Origin of the sequence: Eudoraea sp., from assembly GCF_049665975.1 — a bacterium.
In the GTDB taxonomy this organism is placed as follows: Bacteria; Bacteroidota; Bacteroidia; order Flavobacteriales; family Flavobacteriaceae; genus Eudoraea.
The window spans coordinates 1-2,228 of sequence record NZ_JBATGR010000428.1 but is presented as its reverse complement, the minus strand read 5'-3'; the positions used below and the strand labels follow the sequence as shown (position 1 = coordinate 2,228).

At 34.3% G+C, this 2,228-nt stretch carries 3 protein-coding genes; 1 reads left to right on the top strand and 2 read right to left on the bottom strand.

From position 1 onward, the window contains the following. The coding region (locus tag WBN20_RS14020; protein WP_424282141.1) for a glycosyltransferase family 4 protein at window positions 1-594 on the top strand (594 nt) is incomplete at its 5' end. A 145-nt stretch (window positions 595-739) separates the two neighbouring features. Here WBN20_RS14020 and WBN20_RS14015 read toward each other — a convergent pair. Together WBN20_RS14015 and WBN20_RS14010 are read right to left on the bottom strand one after the other, a co-directional pair. Beyond that, complete coding sequence (locus WBN20_RS14015) at window positions 740-1,096, bottom strand: bleomycin resistance protein (RefSeq protein ID WP_424274239.1); 357 nt, start codon at window positions 1,094-1,096, stop codon at window positions 740-742. A gap of 149 nt (window positions 1,097-1,245) precedes the next feature. After that, complete coding sequence (locus WBN20_RS14010) at window positions 1,246-2,160, bottom strand: glutaminase (protein ID WP_424282140.1); 915 nt, start codon at window positions 2,158-2,160, stop codon at window positions 1,246-1,248. Between the last annotated feature and the right edge of the window lie 68 nt (window positions 2,161-2,228).

Below are 2,228 nucleotides of genomic sequence, written 5' to 3'. Positions count from 1 at the left end.
TTGACGGAAGAAAAAACTTATGATGTTCGAACTGATTACAAACACATGGTTGTTTTTGTTGGACAATTTGTGGGGTGGAAACGAATAGACGCTGTTTTACGAGCCGCCAGGATTTGGGAGACGGAGTTTGGAGAAGAGCTTCTTACGTTGATCGTTGGGAAACAGAAAAAAGAATACAACATTGAGTTGCAGAACTTAAATGAAAGCCTCGGAAACAAGAATACGTGTTTTGTTGGACCACTGATGCAGCCGGAATTGGCCAAATTGTTCGCTGCAGCAAGTGTTTGTACATTTCCATCAAAAGCAGAACCGTTTGGAATGGTGTTGATTGAAGCTCTGGCTTGTGGAGTTCCCGTAATTGGTGCTGATTCCGGTGGTCCAAGGGATTTTATGACCAATGATGTTGGATATTTGGTGCCTGAAAGTGATGATATAGAAGTTTTTAGTGAGCAATTGGCTAAAGCCGTTATCAGAGCGATTAAAGAAGACTGGAAAACAAAAATGTCCGAAGAATGCATTAAAGTAGCCGCACCGTTTTCCAATACACTGAAAACGAAGAAACTTCTGAAAGAAACACGAGCATTGATAGGCTGAGTCTTATAATGAGCTGCACTTTACGACCGTTGATGCCAGATGGCCTCAAGGGAATATTAGAAAGTTCTGTGTGCCGTTTTATCTTTTTTTCGGTTTATAATATCTGTTTTCATCACAAATATTATCATTTTTAAAAACGGCATTCTTAAATGCCTTGTCCAAATGTCAATAGATTATTATCTGGGTCGAGAACAGAAAATTCCTTTTGTCCCCAAGGTTTGGTTTCCAATTGTCCATTTGGGTGAATACTCGTTTTATTATCTAATAATGTTTGGTAAAAATCGTCAATGTTGTCAGTTCTAATATAAACTTGTCCATAATTCTCTTTGGGGTCAAGCTCCTTAAATTCAAAGAAGTGAATTTGAATTCGGTCTTTTTCCATCATCAAATAACCATCAAAGTCAGTATTTCCAAATTCTTTAAATCCCAACTTATTTATGTAATATTCTCTCGTAACATTTTTGTCACGCATTGGTAATTTCGGATTAACGTCAGTTAGCATAGTTCAAGTAATAGCTTTTTGCAAATTCATACTTTTCTTGTGTTCAAATTCAGTTTAAAACTTCCCATAAATTTCAATTTGTCAGGTATTCTTAAATGACCGCCAAAGGTCGTTTTAATGCCACTTATACCATGGTGTGCACAGTTTATTTAAAATATAGATAATTCAGATTTTGTTGTAAATTCTTCAAGAAACCTCATTCCTTTATATGAATTTCCTTTTTCATTTAATTTAGGACTCCAAACAGCTATCGTATATTGTTTCGGATGCACTGCTACAATTCCACCTCCTACGCCACTCTTACCAGGAAGCCCTACTTTAAAAGCAAATTCCCCAGATTCGTCATAAAACCCACAGGTTTGCATTAGTGCATTTATCCTTTTTGCTTGGCTTTTGGTAAGTATTTGTTTGTTATCTTCCAAGGTAAACCCATCATTGGCTAAAAATAAGAATAGCTTTGAAAGCTCTTCGCAATTCGTTTCCAATGAGCAAAGATTAAAATAGAAGTCAAGAACATCGGAAGGTTTATTTTTAATGTTTCCGAATGCCTTTATAAAATTACACAGAGCTACATTTCGGTATCCTACATTTTTTTCTGATGTAGCTATTCTATTTGAATAACAAATCTCTGAGCAATTTGAAAGACTTTTAACAAAGTTTAAAAAATCTTCTTTAGGATTATTTAAATTACTTAAAAGTATGTCAGAAACAACAAGAGCTCCGGCATTTATAAATGGATTTCTTGGTATTCCATTTTCAACTTCAAGTTGAATGAGCGAATTAAATGCTGTGCCAGAAGGCTCAACTTTGACTCTTTCCCATAATTTTTCACCAAGAATACTATACGCTAAACTTAGTGCAAATACTTTAGCAATGCTTTGAATAGAAAACTTTTCATAACAATTTCCAACTCCAAAATTAAAGTTGTCAATTGTTGAAATATGTACTCCAAATGATTCTGAATCTACATTTTTTAATTCAGGAATATATGATGCTAAATTTCCTTTATCATCTATTTCCTTAATTTTTTGGTAGACATCTTGGATTAAGTCTTCAAAATTCATCTGTATATTATAATTGCACACAACTGCTTATATGCGGATAATTATTCCTCAATATCTCAAAAATTTAC